General features: G+C 43.2%; 17 protein-coding genes. 6 read left to right on the forward strand and 11 right to left on the reverse strand.

Translation table 11 applies throughout. The features are described 5' to 3' along the window. Window positions 1–115 precede the first annotated feature (115 nt). The gene (locus HUS26_RS14905; RefSeq protein WP_173917884.1) at window positions 116–1,579 is read left to right on the forward strand and encodes a UDP-N-acetylmuramoyl-L-alanyl-D-glutamate--2,6-diaminopimelate ligase; all 1,464 of its coding nucleotides are present in this window, start codon (window positions 116–118) and stop codon (window positions 1,577–1,579) included. Window positions 1,580–1,654: 75 nt separating this feature from the next. After that, window positions 1,655–2,317 carry a type 1 glutamine amidotransferase domain-containing protein gene (locus tag HUS26_RS14910; RefSeq protein WP_173917885.1) on the forward strand — a complete coding sequence of 221 codons (663 nt, stop codon included), beginning with the start codon at window positions 1,655–1,657 and terminating at the stop codon, window positions 2,315–2,317. 116 nt (window positions 2,318–2,433) lie between these two features. Here the strand turns inward: HUS26_RS14910 and HUS26_RS14915 are convergent, their stop codons facing one another. From HUS26_RS14915 to HUS26_RS14950, 8 genes are all read right to left on the reverse strand, one after another. Next, window positions 2,434–3,555, reverse strand: a complete 1,122-nt coding sequence (locus HUS26_RS14915) for an FAD-binding oxidoreductase (protein ID WP_173917886.1) — start codon at window positions 3,553–3,555, stop codon at window positions 2,434–2,436. A gap of 136 nt (window positions 3,556–3,691) precedes the next feature. Continuing rightward, on the reverse strand, window positions 3,692–4,150 hold the full coding sequence (locus HUS26_RS14920) for an LPXTG cell wall anchor domain-containing protein (RefSeq protein WP_254434216.1): 459 nt from the start codon (window positions 4,148–4,150) through the stop codon (window positions 3,692–3,694). 319 nt (window positions 4,151–4,469) lie between these two features. Further along, entirely contained in the window at window positions 4,470–5,423 is a 954-nt protein-coding gene (gene trxB / locus HUS26_RS14925; RefSeq protein ID WP_173917887.1) for a thioredoxin-disulfide reductase, read from the reverse strand. Between the two features lie 18 nt (window positions 5,424–5,441). Further along, window positions 5,442–7,187 carry an arsenical pump-driving ATPase gene (gene arsA, locus HUS26_RS14930; RefSeq protein ID WP_173917888.1) on the reverse strand — a complete coding sequence of 582 codons (1,746 nt, stop codon included), beginning with the start codon at window positions 7,185–7,187 and terminating at the stop codon, window positions 5,442–5,444. 12 nt (window positions 7,188–7,199) lie between these two features. Next, on the reverse strand, window positions 7,200–7,553 hold the full coding sequence (gene arsD / locus HUS26_RS14935) for an arsenite efflux transporter metallochaperone ArsD (RefSeq protein ID WP_173917889.1): 354 nt from the start codon (window positions 7,551–7,553) through the stop codon (window positions 7,200–7,202). A gap of 55 nt (window positions 7,554–7,608) precedes the next feature. Next, window positions 7,609–8,031 (reverse strand): arsenate reductase (thioredoxin), encoded by a 423-nt coding sequence (arsC, locus tag HUS26_RS14940; protein WP_173917890.1) that lies wholly within the window; start codon window positions 8,029–8,031, stop codon window positions 7,609–7,611. A gap of 192 nt (window positions 8,032–8,223) precedes the next feature. Continuing rightward, window positions 8,224–9,519 carry an arsenic transporter gene (locus tag HUS26_RS14945; protein WP_173917891.1) on the reverse strand — a complete coding sequence of 432 codons (1,296 nt, stop codon included), beginning with the start codon at window positions 9,517–9,519 and terminating at the stop codon, window positions 8,224–8,226. A 13-nt stretch (window positions 9,520–9,532) separates the two neighbouring features. Further along, entirely contained in the window at window positions 9,533–9,877 is a 345-nt protein-coding gene (locus tag HUS26_RS14950; RefSeq protein ID WP_173917892.1) for a helix-turn-helix transcriptional regulator, read from the reverse strand. Window positions 9,878–10,149: 272 nt separating this feature from the next. On the opposite strand from HUS26_RS14950, the gene HUS26_RS14955 reads away from it, so the two are divergent. From HUS26_RS14955 to HUS26_RS14970, 4 genes are all read left to right on the forward strand, one after another. Then, on the forward strand, window positions 10,150–10,437 hold the full coding sequence (locus tag HUS26_RS14955) for a metalloregulator ArsR/SmtB family transcription factor (protein ID WP_173918873.1): 288 nt from the start codon (window positions 10,150–10,152) through the stop codon (window positions 10,435–10,437). Between the two features lie 47 nt (window positions 10,438–10,484). Then, a complete protein-coding gene (locus HUS26_RS14960) occupies window positions 10,485–10,646 on the forward strand; it encodes a hypothetical protein (RefSeq protein ID WP_173917893.1) in 162 nt (53 codons plus the stop codon). Between the two features lie 48 nt (window positions 10,647–10,694). Continuing rightward, window positions 10,695–11,555, forward strand: a complete 861-nt coding sequence (locus HUS26_RS14965; RefSeq protein ID WP_173918874.1) for a permease — start codon at window positions 10,695–10,697, stop codon at window positions 11,553–11,555. Between the two features lie 299 nt (window positions 11,556–11,854). After that, entirely contained in the window at window positions 11,855–13,072 is a 1,218-nt protein-coding gene (locus HUS26_RS14970) for a threonine synthase (RefSeq protein ID WP_173917894.1), read from the forward strand. Window positions 13,073–13,222: 150 nt separating this feature from the next. Here the strand turns inward: HUS26_RS14970 and HUS26_RS14975 are convergent, their stop codons facing one another. The 3 genes from HUS26_RS14975 to cydD form a co-directional block, all read right to left on the reverse strand. Further along, on the reverse strand, window positions 13,223–13,855 hold the full coding sequence (locus HUS26_RS14975; RefSeq protein WP_173917895.1) for an SIMPL domain-containing protein: 633 nt from the start codon (window positions 13,853–13,855) through the stop codon (window positions 13,223–13,225). 74 nt (window positions 13,856–13,929) lie between these two features. Continuing rightward, a complete protein-coding gene (cydC, locus tag HUS26_RS14980; protein ID WP_173917896.1) occupies window positions 13,930–15,645 on the reverse strand; it encodes a thiol reductant ABC exporter subunit CydC in 1,716 nt (571 codons plus the stop codon). Then, window positions 15,642–17,369 carry a thiol reductant ABC exporter subunit CydD gene (cydD, locus tag HUS26_RS14985; RefSeq protein WP_173917897.1) on the reverse strand — a complete coding sequence of 576 codons (1,728 nt, stop codon included), beginning with the start codon at window positions 17,367–17,369 and terminating at the stop codon, window positions 15,642–15,644. Before cydD ends, cydC begins: the two co-directional genes overlap by 4 nt. Window positions 17,370–17,485: the final 116 nt, after the last annotated feature.

Raw genomic sequence — 17,485 nt, forward strand, 5'->3', positions numbered from 1 at the left:
AACCAGTCTCGAATTAAAGATATTTCTTATAAAAAAATTAACATGAAGGCTATTTATTTTGATAGTATTTAGATTAGCACAATCCTTACCTAAATAAAGGTGTGAATATATTCCCATGAAGTTAAACGACCTCTTAGAGAACGTAAAAGTCGAAAATGAAATAGATCAAGCCTCCCTAAACCTGGAAATCAGCGGGCTGACGGATGATTCTACTCAAGTGGAAAAAGGCTGTGCCTTTATTGCAATAAAAGGTTATCAATCTGATGGTCACCTTTTTATTGAGGATGCAATTGAAAGAGGAGCAGCCGTCATCATTGGCGGAAAGCAGCTGAAAGATAATTTCCCTGTACCTTATGTACAAGTTGCTAACAGTCGAAAGGCTCTCGGCCAATTATCTGCTGTCTTCTATAATTATCCTTCTCGCAAGAAGATTTTAATAGGTATCACCGGAACAAATGGAAAGACAACAACCAGCTATATGGTGAGACATATCTTTGAAAGTACGGGATATTCTTGTTCCCTTATTGGGACAATACAAAACGTAATCAATGGTGAAAAGTATAAGACGATTAACACAACACCAAGCTCTCTTGTCATTAACCAATTACTCAACAAAAGTACAGACGATATCGTTATTATGGAAGCTTCCTCTCAAGGGCTGTCGGAGTTTCGATTAGAAGGAATTGAGTTCGATGCCTGTCTCTTTACGAATCTCTCCCCAGAACATTTGGATTATCACGGCTCTTTAGAAAATTACTTTGAGGCAAAGAAAAAGTTATTCCTCAAACTGAAGGAAAATGGTACGGCCCTCATTAACTATGATGATGAATTTGGTGAAAGGTTAGCGGAAGAATTGTCTTCCAGCGGGGTAAATGTAAGAACCTTTGGCCAGTCCAAAGGTGCAGATCATCAGATTAAAGACCTCAAGCCTTCACCTCCATCAAATGCTGTAATTAATGATCAGGGAGAATGGTACAAACTTCCCTCCCCAATTGCTGGGTTTCATAACTTGTATAACTCCGCTCTAAGTTATATTACAGGAAGAAGTTTCTCTCTTCCGCCTGCTTTTATTATAAAATCGATTGAAAGCTTTCCTGGTGTGGAAGGACGATTCAATATATATAAATTAAACAATGGAGCATCTGTTGTGATTGATTATGCTCACACAGCAGAAGCTATCCTCAACTGTCTTCAGACCGCTTTAGACTCTACGGAAAATCGTTTAATCCATATTTTTGGATTCCGGGGAAACAGAGATGAAGAAAAAAGGAAGGAAATGGTTAGAATCAGTGCAGAAATCAGTGATTCCTATATCCTTACTTTAGATGACCTGAATGAAGTCTCTTACAGTGATATGGTAGATGCCACGTACAAACTGCAGAAGAATTATGGGAATGAAAAAGGAAGAGTCATCCCTGACCGAACGTCAGCGATAGAAGAAGCTCTGTCGATGAGTAAGCACGGAGACTGGATTATCATTACTGGTAAAGGACACGAAAAGTACCAGCAGGAATATCGTCACCCCGTGCGTTCTGATAAAGATGCCATTCAATACCTTTCCGGACAAACGAACAGATAAATCGAGGTTTGACCTTTTAAAGTCGAGGGAATGAGTTTTTCGTGAAGGATAAATAGAGCTTAGGAGGTATGAAAAATGGCCAAGAAAGTTCTTATGGTTGTTACAAATCACGAAAAAATAAATGAAGATATGCCTACTGGCATCTGGCTTTCTGAATTCGGTGAGGCTTATAACGAATTTAAGCAGCACGGATATGAAATAACAGTGGCCAGCCCTGATGGAGGACAGGCTCCTGTTGACCCTAACAGTGTCAGCGAGGACGAACCTCAGGAAATACTTGATACGAAGCCTTATTTAGAAGATACACGGCCGCTTGCTTCCGTTTCAGCTGACGACTTCGATGCTGTATTCCTTCCAGGCGGACACGGCACGATGTTCGATTTCCCGCAAAACGAAAAACTGCAGGAACTGCTTCGTAATTTCTATGAATCGGATAAAGTAATTGGAGCAGTCTGTCATGGACCTTCTGCTTTTGCAGAAACTCATCTATCCAATGGAGAACCGCTGGTAAAAGGCAAGCGTATTAACGCATTTACAGATGCTGAAGAAGCAGATACTACGCTTGATCAGCATATGCCGTTCTTATTGGAAAGCCGGCTTCGCGAGCTAGGGGCCGTCTTTAATTCGGCTCCAAACTGGTCAGAGCATGTTGAAGTAGACGGTAAATTGGTGACCGGACAAAATCCGCAATCCACTGTTGCTGTTTCTAAAGAATTTATTAAACAATTGCAGCACTAAAAAAAGACACTCATTTTCGAGTGTCTTTTTTTTGGTCTTTTTCAAAAGTTTGATCTCTTTAAAATGCAAAGCGGCTTTCGCTTTCAGTGTTTAATATAAAGAGACTCTGGGTGTCTTTATTTTTTGGCTAATGCCAGGTCGATTTTATAGTTATCCGGGTCAAGCTCTGTTTGTTCACCTAGAGCCAGTCGGGCAAGTTCCGCTCCGATATAAGGTCCTGATGTTAAGCCTGAAGCTCCAAGGCCGTTGGCTAAAAACAGCCCCTCATAACCCCTTAGACGCCCAAATACAGGCAGGGAATTAGGGGTGAACGGCCTGAAACCCATTCGTGTCTCAAGGACGGTTCCTCTCCCTAGTCCTGGCGCCACAGCTAATACTTTATGAAAGATTTCGTGAAGGCCTCCTGCTGTTATACGTATATCGAATTTTTCCTTCGTTTCATGGGTCGCTCCCACAACCACACGTCCGTCATCGAAGGTTAACAAATATTTATTGGTCGGCGGCATAACGACTGGCCATTCACTAGTATCCGTATCCGGCATTTCCAAATGAACAATTTGAGCTTTTTGCGGATATACGAGGAATTCCTCACCTAAAGGAAGGACTAAATCTTTCGCCCACGCCCCTGCGGTTACAATCACTTCATCAGCTTCTAGGGGGCCTCCTTCAGTATGGACACCAGTTACTTTATGATCCTCTACTTTTAGAGAAGCGTCTGCCTGAATAAATTGGACTCCTTTGTGCTTAGCTGCACGAACCAGCGCATCTCGAATCGCTCGCCCATCTACCCTTGCCGCTCCGCTTATAAAAACAGATCCATACTCCTCGTCTAATACGGGAAACATTTCATTTGTCTGTTCGGAAGAAAGGCGTTTAATTTCCCCCATCTCCGGGGCTGCTTCGCGGCGTTCTAAAGCTCTCTGATACATTTCTTCAAGCTTGTCTTCATCTTTATGAAGGCGCAGGGCACCTACTCGTTTGTAGCCAGTTTCCGTTTCACCGGCCGCCTCTAATTCTTCGATAAGCTCCGGGTAATAGCGCGCGCCTCCTTTGGCCAGCTCATACCATGCTTTATTTTTACGCTGGGAAAGCCATGGGCAGATAATTCCAGCCGCTGCGTCTGTAGCCTGGCCGATATCCTTACGATCCACTACCGTCACTTCTGCTCCTTTTTTGGCTAAGTGATAAGCAGTAGAAGCGCCAAGGACTCCGGCTCCTATAACAATATAAGACTTCACATGTAACACCTTTTCTATTAGTAAGTTTTATCTGTCCTTCATTTTACAAGATAAAAAGGCATTTGACGAACGGATGGGATAAAATAAAGACAGACTGCGACGGGCAGCCTGCCTTTACCAGGGATGGTTTATATATTTAGCTCAATTTATTTTTGCGAATAAATAATAGTCCGCCTGTGCCTAGAAGTAAAGCGCCCACCAGCATCATCAATGGATTGCTGGTGGCTGTATTCGGAAGCTCTCCGCCTTCATCAGCTGAAGTACCATCTCCATCATCAGAAGACCCGGCGGCTTCTTCATTGTCTTTTGACTCATCAGAAGAACTGTCACCTGAAGAATCTTTACTTGCGTTATATTCATCCCAATCTCCCTGAGTTGTTTCACAAGGAAGATTGTCATTGTCACGGTCTAAATCAGACGGATCATTGTTCTCATCGTATCCGTGGGAATCCCAGAATTCCATAACTTCTTGTTTGTTATCAAAATCATCACAATTTCTGTCTACATCTCCGTGGCTTGCTAGAGCTGGACCCGAACCTAGAAAAATACCTGCTAAGAAAGCTACGCTGCAAAAAGCCATTAATAACTTTTTCAAAATTCTTCAGCTCCTTCTTAAGTAAATTTTTCCCATCCCTCTACTTCGTCATGTTACAGCAATTTTATGTAAAAGTATACAAATTAGTATGAATTTTCCTATAATTCTCGGTTTTGATCTTTAGAAATTGAAAAACCCTCACTTCCTGTTTAATTGTTTTTTAGTTTTAAAGAGAGCTGCTCGCTGCTGGGTCTTGCCAGCCTCCTCCTTTTTTATCCAGGGGTCTTAAAAAAACTCCCTACCTGAAAACTTTACTTAACAGAGCTAATATAAAAAAGACCACAAATGCTGGTCCCCCGGCATTTGTGGTTCTTTTGAATTAAGATAAACTTTGGCTCCAGTCAATGGTCGCTTCCCCTTCAAGAAAACGTTCAGCGTCCATAGCGGCCATACATCCTGTTCCTGCAGCAGTAATCGCCTGGCGATATTTTTGATCCTGAACATCACCGCAAGCAAAAACACCTGGAATATTTGTATTCGTAGTTCCTGGTTCAACCAGCAGGTAGCCTTTCTCATCCATATCCAGCTGGCCTTTTAAGAACTCGGTATTTGGGTTGTGGCCGATAGCGACGAATATGCCATCTGTCTCAATAATCTCTTCTTCACCGCTGTCCGAATCTTTTACTTTAACACCAGTAATCTTCATACCATCAGAAACCATTTCAACCGGCGTTTTGTTTAAAGCCCACGTAATCTTTTCATTGGCTTTCGCGCGATCCTGCATAATCTTAGATGCACGCAGCTCTGTACGGCGGTGAATGATCTGCACTTCATCGGCAAACTTTGTAAGGAAGTTCGCTTCCTCCATGGCTGAGTCTCCTCCGCCAATGATAACTACTTTTTTATTGCGGAAGAAGAAACCGTCACAGGTCGCACATGTGCTTACGCCTTTCCCGATGTTTTCTTTTTCTCCAGGGATATCGAGCAGCTTGGCAGACGCACCTGTAGAAATAATAAGTGTCTGTGTTTCGAGCTCTCCTATGCCGTCTACTGTCAGCTTAAAAGGTCTCTTGTCTACATTTACATCGGTTACCCAGCCGCGTTTAAATTCAGCGCCAAAACGCTCAGCCTGTTTTTTCATATTGTCCATGAGCTCTGGGCCCATGATTCCATGAGGAAAGCCAGGAAAGTTCTCTACTTCTGTTGTTAATGTTAATTGTCCTCCCGGCTCTGGTCCTTCAATCACTAATGGCTGCATATTCGCTCTCGCTAAATAGACAGCTGCTGTTAAACCAGCTGGTCCTGTACCTAGTATAATAGCTTGATGTTTCATTTTTTATCTCCTCCTTATTTAAAGAATAGATTCTGCTACAGGGGATTTTTCCCAAGGAAGTACAGCGGCTTGTGGTTTACTGCTTGTCACCCGCTCAATCCACTTACTTTCTGCCTGGGCTTTCGCCTGCAGCAGATGATCATTGGTGTCCGCTGCCGATAAGCATTGGTTCATAATCCACCAGCTTGGATGTAACCCTGCTCTTCGCAGGTCTGTTTCCAGCCGTTCAGCTTCATATACAGGGGTAGCCTCCGGCAATGAAACAATGCACATCTTTGTATAGCTCTCATCCTGAAGTGTAGGCAGAAGTTTTTTAACGGAAGTTGGAACTTCGCCTGTTGTGCGTTCAATTTCCTTATGATACGACTGTGCAGCGTCTAGTAGTAATAAAGTATGCCCAGTTGGCGCCGTATCAATTACGATAAACTCTTCCTCAGAATGTTCGACAACGTCAGCAAAGGCCCGAAATACGGCAATTTCCTCCGTACAGGGAGAATCTAAGTCCTCCTGCAAATATTTTATTTCATCCTTACTTAATTCCTTACCCGAATCCTTCAGTACTTTATCCTTATAGCGTTCTGTCTCTAATTTAGGGTCGATGTGACTGACAGATAAACGTTCATCGTCAAAATCAGTAAACAGGCGGCTGAGGTGATCGGCAGGATCTGTCGTTGTTAACCGGACAGAAAAGCCTTTCTTCCAGAGTCCCTTAGCTATACTTGCCGCAGCAGATGTTTTGCCGACGCCGCCTTTCCCCATCGTAAAAATCAATCCTTTTTCCATGCTGGCAAAGTCATCGATAACATCCTGCATTGTTGAACCTGAGAGCTTATGCCAATCAGGCACTAATTCTTGATCAGTTACATTGCCGCTTATCCACTGTCTTAAGGAGTCTACTCTACTTAATGAAAGTGGGGCAAAGGGGAGTTTAAATGTTGGCAGTGACTTTAAATGGTCAGAGATACAACTCATAGCGCTTTGCTGTTTTTCCCTGAAACTTCTAGAAACATCGTCCCCCTCAACAGGAGGAGTGGAAATCAGACCATTGATGATTAATTTTTGATTAGAAATTCCAATTTCTTTTAATTCCTTAGAAGAACGTTCAGCTTCATATAGTGCCGATTCATCAGGCCGGCTCACAATAAACAGAACTGTCTTCTCCGGATCATTCAAGCTGGCTACCGCTCTTTCATATATGTTTTTTTTGCCCGCTAATGCCGACATAGGACCCAGGCAGGAGGCTCCGTTAGGGTTCTCCTCCATAAATCCTGACCAAGCCTGCGGCAGCTGTAAAAGCCGCAGCGTGTGGCCGGTAGGGGCGGTATCAAAAATAATGTGGTCGAATTGGTCGTGAAGCTTTGGATCACTTAAAAAAGCTGTAAAAGAATCAAACGCGGCAATTTCAGTTGTACAAGCTCCTGACATCTGCTCTTCCATTGAAGCAATCACAGTATCCGGGAGCTGTCCCCGATACGGACCAATCGACTTTTCCCGGTGCTCTTCAGCTGCTTCTTCAGGGTCTAAATTAGCGACGGCCAGCCGTGGAACACTCTTTAAAAAACGCCGCTCGTTTGTTAACTTCTCTTCAAAGATATCCTGTAAATTTGAAGCTGGATCGGTGCTGATAAGCAATACCGTCTTTCCTTGATCAGCGAGTGAAACCGCTGTCGCGCAGGCAGTCGATGTCTTTCCTACTCCACCCTTTCCCGTAAAAAAAAGAAAGAGCGGATAATTCAACTTCATTGGATCAAACACGTTATACATTAGGAAGGCTCCTTAGTCTAATATGTTAAACTGTGTCTTCGGTTGTGGTGAGAAAATTGATTTTTCGAGGCCTGTCCATGCAGCGAATTCTTCAGCATTGGGATAAGCCCCCGTTTTTGCAACTTCTCCATCAACTAAAATCAGAGGCAGAGCCTGTTCCCCGCTTTCATCGAGCTGTTTGCGGACGACAGGGTTTTCAACAAACTTCTGAGGCTCTGTTGAAAGGTTATAACGAGCAACCTCAATGTTCTTTTTTTCTAAAATGCCAAGACTGCTGGCTACTTTCGTCAGTTCAGGGTCTACACTTGGTCCGCAGACGCCAGTGGAACAGCACATAGCCGGATCAAAGACTTCTATTTTCTTCATATCTTTCTCTCCTTTTAAATAAAAGCCGAGAGGATCTCCCGGCTTTTGTTGTCGTTTATTCTTTGTCTCTTGCAAACTGCTGAATACGCTCGCTGATTTGGTCACGTACTCTTTGGAAAACGGCCCATTTTTCTTCTTCTGTACCCTCTGCTTTCGCTGGGTCGTCAAACCCCCAGTGGAAGCGCGTAACGTGAGGCGGTGTCATCGGGCATTTATCGTTGGCATCTCCGCAAAGCGTAATAGCATAAGCAGCATTGTTTAAGATATCAGGATCAATAATGTCGGAAGTTTGATCAGAAATATCAATATCTACTTCATTCATCGCTTTAACGGCATTAGGGTTTAAGCCGTGTGCTTCAATTCCTGCTGAAAGGACTTCGAACTCGTCTCCAAGATATTTCTTACCGAAACCTTCAGCCATTTGACTGCGGCAAGAGTTCCCTGTGCATAGAAAGTAAACTACTGGTTTGTTAGACATATTAAATTTCTCCTTTTTATTTAGACACTGATAACTTTCTTGCGATTTATTGGTAATTTGTTCACTTCCTGAGCGGACGAATGGACAGGCCTCGTCCCTCGCTTGAGGGGTAGTACCGCCCGTTTTTTTCGCAGGTGTCACAGATTACCTTTTCGTCAACGTTGACCAGAGCCTTTTATATTTTGAATTAAATTATATAATTAGCAGCCATAGATAGAGACCGACTAATGTAATAAACAGTGTTGGAACCGTGAGGATGACTCCTATCTTGAAGTAGTATCCCCAGGAAATTTTAACGCCTTTCGTTGAAAGAACATGAAGCCATAGTAATGTGGCTAAAGATCCAATCGGCGTAATTTTCGGTCCTAAATCAGAACCGATCACATTCGCGTAAATTAATGCTTCTCTCATCGTACCGGATGTATTCGTCTCAGCAATCGCTAAAGCATCAATCATGACAGTCGGCATGTTGTTCATAACCGAAGAGAGGATGGCAGCTATGAATCCCATGGAAACAGTAGCTGCGAACATTCCCTGATCTGCTGTATATTGAATCACATCAGCCAGTACGTTAGTCAGTCCGACATTTCGAAGCCCATAAACAACGACGTACATTCCAATAGAGAAAAACACGATTGCCCATGGGGCTCCCTTTATTACTGCCGCTGTCTCAACGGCTGGACTTCTGCGTGCCATGATAAGGAAGAATATAGCGATGACTCCTGCAATGATGGAAACCGGAATTCCTAACGGCTCGCTCGCAAAATATCCGATAAGCAGAACTGCGAGAACTCCCCAGGATAATCTGAACATCTTATGGTCCATCAAAGCCTGTTTAGGTTCTTTTAGATCGCTCAGGTTGTAATTACTTGGTATGTCCTTCTTAAAGAAAATGTATAAGACAAGGATACTGGCTCCTAATGAGAAGAAATTAGGAACAATCATACGTGACGCGTACTCGGCAAAACCAATGCCAAAGAAGTCAGCTGAAACGATGTTAACAAGGTTACTGACCACCAGCGGAAGTGAAGTCGTATCTGCGATAAAACCGCTGGCCATGATAAAGGGAAGAATCATTTTTTCTTTAAAATTCAAATTCCTAACCATAGCTAAAACGATTGGAGTTAATATTAATGCTGCTCCATCGTTCGCAAATAATGCAGCGACCACTGCACCCAGTAAAGTTACATAAATGAACATTTTCATTCCGTTGCCTTTAGCGATTCTCGCCATATGAAGAGCGGCCCATTCAAAAAAGCCGATTTCATCAAGAATAAGCGAGATAATAATAATAGCAATAAAGGCAAGTGTGGCATTCCATACGATGTCGGTTACAGCGATAACATCCTGAAAGTCTACGACACCGACAATTAGAGCGATGATCGCTCCTCCGCAAGCTGACCAGCCGATTCCTAAGTTTTTCGGCTGCCAGATCACTAAAATAAGTGTAAGTAAAAATATAATTGAAGCTGCAATTGCTAAATTCAAAAGAATCCCCCTGTTAATCGCACTGGATGCGTAATCCCGCTTCCTCTAATGCACGTAATTTTTTTATTTGATCTGGAATCTGCTCTAAGATTTGCTGAATGATCGGATAGGTTTCGTGATTTTTATTTAATGAGTAAAAAACCCACTGACCTCTTCGATTTTCCTTCACCAGCCCAGCGTCACGTAATTTTCGTAAATGCTGACTGACAGAAGGCTGACTCATTTTCAAAACCTCAACAAACTCACATACACAGCACTCTCCATTACTAACGAGGCCGATAATCGTTAAACGTGTTTTATCTCCTAACAGTTTAAGTGTCTGTGCTGCAGTTTCAATATCGATGATTGTTTTTTCCATAACCTCACCTCTCTTATCACAATATAAGCATATGCTTATATAAGCAAGTGTAATGCATCATATTTTCATTTCTTTTTTAGCTATAACCAAGACATATAATAATATACTTATATGTTGAAGTAAACCATCAAAGTATAAAAAATGTGTAAATCAATTTTTTTGATTTATTAGTTGCAATATGGATATAAATGGCATACACTTATATTAATCAAAAAACATTGATGAAGGAGACACCTGCCATGACTAAAGAAATACAAGTAACCGATATCTCCATGCAGAGAACCTTTGCGGAATACGAAAAGAAGTTTAAAGCACTATCTGACCAGCGCAGACTCCAAATCCTTCATGAAATAACTCAGCAAAAAGAGGTCTGTGTGTGCGACCTGGCAGATACGATGGAACTGCCTCAATCAAAGCTTTCTTACCACTTAAAAATCCTCATGGACGCAGGGCTTATCGAAAAAGAAACTAGAGGAACGTGGAGTTATTACACCTTGAATCATTCACAATTAAACCATCTGCTGTCTGAAGAGCTATGCTGCTTATTTCGTCGGGATTAATTTTTTAAACTATAAATCAAAAAAATTTGATGAAAGGAGGAATTACGATGCATTATGAATTATTAAAGCTTCACAGAGAAGAGATTCGCCAATCCATTCAAAATAATCGGAGATCTAACCAGCGCTCTGGATTCTCCCTTAGCCCGCTTAAAGTGCTGTTTGCCAAAAAACAGCCGAAATGCTGCGAGTGTGGATGTGCAGTGTCCTAACATGGTTTATTAATCAAAAAAAATCGATTAATTGGAGGTGAAAATATGATGGATGTTTTTCTGAGCTTTATCAGCATTGCTCTTGAGCTCACTATTCTCTTTATAGGAATATCACTTGTTATTAACTTGCTACAGGGTGTTATCCCTTATTACAAAATGGAACGGCTGATGAATCACAGTCACCCGCTGCTTCAGGCTGGTGCGGCAATCATGTTCGCCTTTGTCACACCTTTTTGCTCTTGTTCTACCATTCCTATTGTAGTGAACCTGCTTCGCAATCATGTGAAGTTTTCGATCGTCATGGTTTTCTTGTTCGCTTCCCCTGTACTAGACCTGACAATATTTACGCTCATGACTTACTTACTAGGCTGGAAAATCAGTCTTTTCTACACGATCCTTACCATAATATTTTCAATAATTATAGGGTTCTCCTTAAGTGCACTGGGATTTGAAAAACAATTAAAAAATGTCATTGTAGAGAATGCTCCTCAAGAGGAAAAACGTTTTAATATTAGGGCAGCCATGAACGAAACATGGAACTTAATGAAGACGGTCTATCCCTTTCTCATTTTAGGAGCGGGTATTGGAGCCTTTATTCAAGGTTTCGTTCCTGCTGAATGGATGGCTGTTTATATGGGCGGTGAAAACTGGTGGATTGTTCCGATTGCAGCGCTGACCGGAATTCCTCTTTACATCAGGTTATCTACGATGATTCCTGTTTCGCAAATTATGCTCGCTAAAGGGATGGCTCTTGGCCCTGTAATGGCCCTTATGATTAGTTCGGCGGGCGCCAGCCTTCCCGAAATAACAATGCTCCACAGCCTTTTTAAAAAGAAACTGGTATTCGCGTTTATTGGTTCTGTACTATTTATGGCTTCCATGTCAGGATTCTTGTTCTATCTCATATAAAGGCTTTTATTTTCTTGAACGCTGGAGTCTTGCAGATTCGCTGCTACACCCATCTTTAACAGAAACAATATAAGGGAGGAAGAAAAAATGAGCATTTTAAAAAAGATTTTTGGATCAAAAAAAGAAAAGCCTTGCTGTACGATAAAAATTAAAGAAGTAAAAGAAGAGAAAAAGCAGAACTGTAAATGAGCTGTTTCCTCAGTGGAGGCAGCTTTTTCATATTAAACAAACGTTTAACCAACATTCTTTAAACATCTATGATAGGCTGAAATTATCATTACATAGAGGAGGATATTCTATTGAATTATAGCTATGTTTCCCATCTATACTGCCCGAAATGTTCAAAAACTTATTCAACAGAAGAGGAGAATCACTTATGTACCTGCGGCTCTCCCCTGCTCGTTGACTATAAACTTGAGGAGCTTTCAAAGGCGCTTGCCCCTGGTGATCTTGTTAATAGACAGCCGGATTTATGGCGCTACCATGAATTACTTCCTGTAAAAAGTGAAGAAAACAAAATCAGCCTCGGAGAAGGAATGACTCCGCTCGTTGAATTTCCATCACTTGGTGGAGATATGAACATCCCTCATCTCCTGATGAAAGATGAGGGGATTATTCCAACGGGAGCTTTTAAAGCAAGAGGAGCGGCTGTTGGGGTTTCCAAAGCCAAAGAATTGGATGTAAAAGAGCTCGCTATGCCCACTAACGGAAATGCAGGTGCCGCCTGGTCTCTGTATGCGGCGAGAGCCGGAATGAGCTCTACGATCGTCATGCCGATTGACGCCCCGAGTATTACCCGAAATGAATGTGCTTTATCAGGAGCGAATTTATTTCTGGTGAACGGTTTAATTAGTGATGCCGGAAAAATTATTGCCAAGGCGGCAGAAGAAAAAGGAATGTATGACGTTTCTACTTTAAAAGAGCCTTACCGAATTGAAGGAAAGAAAACGATGGGGCTTGAGATTGCTGAACAGCTCAATTGGCAGCTGCCTGATGTAATTCTCTATCCTACTGGAGGAGGAGTCGGCTTAATCGGCATTTATAAAGCACTAAATGAACTTCAGCAATTAGGCTGGGTGTCCCCGGAACAGAAGCTTCCTCGTCTTGTCGCTGTTCAATCTAAAGGCTGTGCTCCGATCGTTGAAGCCTGGAAAGAAGGCAAGCATGAATCAAGCTTCTGGGAAAACTCAGAGACCATTGCTTTTGGAATCAATGTTCCTAAGGCAATTGGTGATTTCCTTGTCCTTGACGCTCTTTATGAAACAGACGGCTGTGCCATTGCCGTGGATGACAAAGACCTTTTAGAAGAACAGAAGCAAATTGCCCAGTTAGAAGGATCTTTTGTATGTCCTGAAGGTGCGGCTTCCTTCCTCGCAGCCCGTCAGTTAAGGAAGGAAAATTGGATCAAAGAAAATGAACAGGTTGTTGTTTTAAATACAGGAGCAGGTATTAAATATCCAGACACTGTCGATATTGAAGTCCCCATCCTCGAGCCCGGAGACTCGTTATATAGGTAGCTCTGTTAAAAAGCTTTAGATCGTAAGAGAAAGTTAGTTCCAATGACGAAGAATGGAGAAGTGGGGCAGGGAAATCACTCGCTTTCCCCAGGTCCTTCCCCATTTTTCTAAAACGGAACTCAAAAGCCACAGATATGATCTGTGGCTTTTTTATACATAAACCTGAAATTGAACTTCCACAAAAGCTTCGACCTCAAGCTGGCCAGGTTCAATAGGTGTTGGCGCACTAAACACTGCCGTCTGAGCTAAAGGGACTACCCCTTCCTGCTTTCGTTCCACCACTTTAATCGGAGACGGATCAAGCTGCATCCTCATCGTCTGAGCAATGGTTTGAGCTTTCCTGTAAGCCTCTTTTAACGCTTTGGAGAGCGCCTCCTGATACAGAGCTTCTGGATTCTGCACAGAGAATTCGATATTTGTTACTTGATTCGCTCCATTTTGAACCGCCGTATCAATCACTGTTCCTGTCTGGTTTATATTTTCAATCGTTACGGAAACAATATTTCTTACTTCATATCCACGAAAAACCTGCTGCCCTTCTATATAGTCATACTGAGGCTGAATCGAATAATCGACTGTCCTGATATTACTTCGCGGCACACCTGTTCCTTCAACAGCCTGGATTACCTGTGTCATAACCCGTGCATTTTCCTGCTGAGTTCTTGTTAAATCCTTCCCCTTCGTTACTACACCGAGCTGTACGGTTGCAACATCCGGCTGAGCGGACATTTTCCCTGCGCCGCTGACGGTGATCAGCCGTCTCTGTATAGATTGAGGATACATCTTCTTCCCCCTCCCGTTATAACTAATCTATTCACAACACAAAAAAGCAGAACGAATATGATTCGTCCTGCTTTTTATAAAAACACGCTCTTTTCAATTTCTTTCATCTGGTAAAAATAACCCCTTTGAGCCATCAGCTCAGCAAACGTACCGGCTTCGACTATCTCTCCCTGATCGAATACGATAATCTGATCCATGCTTTCAAGACCGGCGAGGCGGTGACTGACAAGCATAACGGTATCATCCTGCGCCTGAGTAAAAACTTCTTCATAAAGCGCTCTTTCTGTCAGTGCGTCCACCGACGACGTCGGTTCATCAAGCAGCCATAAACGCTCTCTTTTTAAGAGGGCACGAGCAATGGCCAAACGCTGCCTCTCTCCGCCTGACAGGTTCTCTCCACGTTCGAGTACTTCATCATTCAGGGAAAAGTGGTCGAGCTTCACTTTTTTCAGCACATCTTTTAAATCATCGTCGCCCAGTCCGTCTGAAGCGATCTCCAAATTGTCCCTTATGCTGCCGTAGAAAAAGTGATTTTCCTGCAGCACGACATTAGAACGTGCCCAAAGATCCTCGCGCTCTACTTTTTCTAAAGAAATATCGCTTAAAAGGATTTCTCCTTCTTCGATTGGCTGTACTTTTAACAAGGCTTGAAGCAGCGTTGATTTCCCTGAACCACTCGCGCCCACGATAGCCGTTTTAGAGCCTTTAGCAATTTGCAGTCTAATGTTACGGAGTGCCCTTCTCGATTCTCCAGGAAATGACAGGGATACATTTTCCAGCTTGATCGATGGTGCCTCTCCTGTTTTAAGCCTGACCCGAGATTTCGGTTCCGGCTGCGGCTTTTCCTTAACAACCGAGAATAAGCGTTCTGAAGCCCGGCGGCTGTCTTCATAGTGGACCGGAAATACCGCCATCGGTGTAGCATTTTCAAATACCGTCAGTGAGACCATTACCAGCATGGCCAGAAAGATGCCGTTTAGATCACCTTCAGCAACGAGCCATGCTCCCAGCCCGAGAACTACCCAGGAGACAGCAAGTGACACCATCGTGTTCACTGAGTGGCTGAGAACGGAGTGTATGCCCTCACGCTCCTGTTCGCCGACGTATTCTTTGGCGGCATTCATCAATTCTTCTTCTTTTTGTTCAAGCTTTTGGTAGATCTTTAAATCACGGTATCCATATAGAAGTTCGGCTGCTTCCGTAGAGAGAGCTCCACGGCTTTCCCTTACCTGCGAATTAATCCGTTTCTGCCTTAAGGCAAACAGTGCAGGCACGACAAAACCGGTAATCAATAAACCGATAAGCAGCACTGCAGCAATTCCAAACGAATAAAAAGATGTGAAGAAAATCGTGCTTAAGAACACGATTATGAGAACGATTGGCGGATAGAACACCCTTAAGAAAAAGTTCTGCAGGCTTTCTACATCTCCGACAATCCGTGACAGCAGATCCCCGCTTCGATACTTCTGCAGAATTCCTGGAGCAAGCGGTTCTAATTTCTCATAAAAAGAAACGCGTAAATTACTTAAAATCGTAAATGTGGCTCTATGGGAAAAATACCGTTCACCATAACGGCTTGCTGCCCGGATAAAACCAAACATCTTAAGGACAGCAATGACTACGGTTAAAGCATACAGCGGAGGCGCAAATGCTGCCCGGGATATCAGGTATCCGCTGGAGGCAAATAGGCCGACAGCAGATATCCCTGCTAAAAACCCAAACAAGATCGAAAGAAAAATATCTTTTTTCTCGAGGACTACGAGCTTTACAACAATCCCTAATTCTTTCATCGCGCCTCCCCTCCTTGCTGGACGGAAACCATTTGGCGGTACTCGGGAACTTTGGCGATTAATTCATCATGTGTGCCCAAACCGGCCAGCTTCCCGTCTTCTAAAAAAAAGATCTGATCAGCCTGCTGAATCGTATGCAGGCGGTGGGCTACAGTAATTACTGTTGATGACCGGCCCAGCTCCTTCATCGACTGCTGAAGAACCTTTTCCGTATATAGATCGAGTCCTGTTGTCGGCTCATCAAACAAGATGATAGATGGACGCTTTAAGAACGCACGGGCTAAAGCCACGCGCTGCTTTTCCCCGCCGGAAAGGCCGCGTCCGGCTTCACCAATTGGCGTGTCATATCCTTTTTCAAGGGACTCAATCATTGAGGCTATCCCTGCTTTTTCTGCAGCTTCTTTCACTTGCCCTCTCGTTACATCGCGAGAGCCGATCGCGATATTATCAGAAATCGTCCCTGAGAATAAATAAGGATGCTGGGAAATGTAGCTCAGCTGATCAAACCAGTCCCTTTCTCTGTAGGAAGAGAGCGGCTGATCGTTTACAAGGACTTCTCCCTCTTTAGACGGCGCCAGTCCAGCCAGCAAGTGAAGCAATGTCGTTTTTCCAGACCCTGTCCGCCCGACAACGGCCACTTGGCTGTAAGCTGGGATATGGGCATTTATCGCCTGTAAAGCAAACCCTTCCTCTTTATAACGAAAGCTTACGTGTGATAAATCAATAGACGGTGGTTCATTCGTATTCAGCGATTCATTGCCCCAGGCTGGCGTCTGTGTTTCCTTATCCAGTTCTCCGGTTATTTTTTGAGCAGCAACGATGCTTCCGCGCCCTGTATGAAAAGCGGTCCCCGCATCCTTAAGCACTTGGTAAAATTCAGGCGCTAAAATGAGAATGAAAAAGGCAGAGAAAAACGAAATATTTTCATAGACGACAAGGCGGATTGCGATTTCCATAGCAATTAAACCGATGCTGAGCATGGAGATGAATTCAAGCATCAAAGAAGAAACGAACGCTACTTTTAACACTTCCATCGTGGCATCGCGAAACCCAAGGCTGCTTTCTTCAATCAGCTCTCTCTGCTTCCGGGCTCTCCCAAACAGCTTCAGGGTTGTTAAGCCTTGCAGTGTATCGAGGAACCTGCCAGAGAACGCAGCCATCTTCTCAAGCTGCTCGTCTGATTTTTTCTTCGTCATCACTCCGATCAGCGCCATAAAAAAAGGTATAAATGGTGCTGTGATGATCATAATTAAACCGGAATATAAATGCTGCGTAAACACAGCGATTAAGATCATGAAGGGAACGATTGCGGTTTGTATCATTTGCGGAATGTAGCTGCTGAAATAGCTGTCGACATCGTCTGCGGCGTCCATGAGCACACTGATTTTCCGCCCTGACTGCCCCTGCATAGAAGCTTGGACCGGATTTTTCGCATATTTATTTAATAAAGATTTCCTGAACATGTTTTTAGCCCTGGAAGCCAGCTTGATCCCTGTACGTCCTGCACCGTACATAAGTACGGCCCGTAATGCAAGCACAGCTAATAATCCTCCTAACAGCGGAAGAACAGATGTAAATGACGCTTTATTTAAAAAAACACCTTCGATCACTGCAACAAAGTAATAAGCCTGTCCGATGATCGCAGCGCCCATGAGCACTGCCATAATCGCAAGTGTGATAACAACAGACCGCTGTGAAAAGGCTATTTCCCTGAGGTGCTTCATATGGTATAGCTCCTAACTATAAAATCATTAGTGAAGTATTTCACATACTAAGTATATTATATTTTTTCTTGTGTGAGAATCATTTTGATCAGTCTCTATTCATTCTATCAGACCTT

This window comes from Halobacillus sp. Marseille-Q1614 (assembly GCF_902809865.1).
Lineage (GTDB): Bacteria > Bacillota > Bacilli > Bacillales > Halobacillaceae > Halobacillus_A.

What these genes read in the sequence shown, in the direction of transcription:
- HUS26_RS14965 (WP_173918874.1), top strand. Translation starts at nt 10,695, where the DNA reads ATGGATGTTTTTCTGAGCTTTATCAGCATTGCTCTTGAGCTCACTATT.
- arsD (WP_173917889.1), bottom strand. Translation starts at nt 7,553, where the DNA reads ATGAAGAAAATAGAAGTCTTTGATCCGGCTATGTGCTGTTCCACTGGC.
- HUS26_RS14975 (WP_173917895.1), bottom strand. Translation starts at nt 13,855, where the DNA reads ATGTATCCTCAATCTATACAGAGACGGCTGATCACCGTCAGCGGCGCA.
- HUS26_RS14950 (WP_173917892.1), bottom strand. Translation starts at nt 9,877, where the DNA reads ATGGAAAAAACAATCATCGATATTGAAACTGCAGCACAGACACTTAAA.
- trxB (WP_173917887.1), bottom strand. Translation starts at nt 5,423, where the DNA reads ATGAAACATCAAGCTATTATACTAGGTACAGGACCAGCTGGTTTAACA.
- cydC (WP_173917896.1), bottom strand. Translation starts at nt 15,645, where the DNA reads ATGAAAGAATTAGGGATTGTTGTAAAGCTCGTAGTCCTCGAGAAAAAA.
- HUS26_RS14960 (WP_173917893.1), top strand. Translation starts at nt 10,485, where the DNA reads ATGCATTATGAATTATTAAAGCTTCACAGAGAAGAGATTCGCCAATCC.
- HUS26_RS14910 (WP_173917885.1), top strand. Translation starts at nt 1,655, where the DNA reads ATGGCCAAGAAAGTTCTTATGGTTGTTACAAATCACGAAAAAATAAAT.
- cydD (WP_173917897.1), bottom strand. Translation starts at nt 17,369, where the DNA reads ATGAAGCACCTCAGGGAAATAGCCTTTTCACAGCGGTCTGTTGTTATC.
- HUS26_RS14905 (WP_173917884.1), top strand. Translation starts at nt 116, where the DNA reads ATGAAGTTAAACGACCTCTTAGAGAACGTAAAAGTCGAAAATGAAATA.
- HUS26_RS14955 (WP_173918873.1), top strand. Translation starts at nt 10,150, where the DNA reads ATGCAGAGAACCTTTGCGGAATACGAAAAGAAGTTTAAAGCACTATCT.
- arsC (WP_173917890.1), bottom strand. Translation starts at nt 8,031, where the DNA reads ATGTCTAACAAACCAGTAGTTTACTTTCTATGCACAGGGAACTCTTGC.
- arsA (WP_173917888.1), bottom strand. Translation starts at nt 7,187, where the DNA reads ATGTATAACGTGTTTGATCCAATGAAGTTGAATTATCCGCTCTTTCTT.